At 51.6% G+C, this 225-nt stretch carries 1 rRNA gene; it reads left to right on the top strand.

What is annotated here, in order from left to right:
* Positions 1–83, top strand: a 16S ribosomal RNA gene (locus A7Z06_RS21600); the annotation flags it as partial.
* Positions 84–225 lie beyond the last annotated feature (142 nt).

Genomic DNA, 225 nt, shown 5'->3' with positions numbered 1-225 from the left:
CGCTTACCACTTTGTGATTCATGACTGGGGTGAAGTCGTAACAAGGTAACCGTAGGGGAACCTGCGGTTGGATCACCTCCTTACCTTAAAGAAGCGTTCTTTGAAGTGCTCACACAGATTGTCTGATAGAAAGTGAAAAGCAAGGCGTCTTGCGAAGCAGACTGATACGTCCCCTTCGTCTAGAGGCCCAGGACACCGCCCTTTCACGGCGGTAACAGGGGTTCG

This window comes from Escherichia sp. MOD1-EC6819, from assembly GCF_002965765.1.
Classification (GTDB): Bacteria; Pseudomonadota; Gammaproteobacteria; order Enterobacterales; family Enterobacteriaceae; genus Escherichia; species Escherichia ruysiae.
The sequence above is the reverse complement of the archived record's forward strand: the minus strand, read 5'-3'. Positions and strand labels throughout refer to the sequence as shown.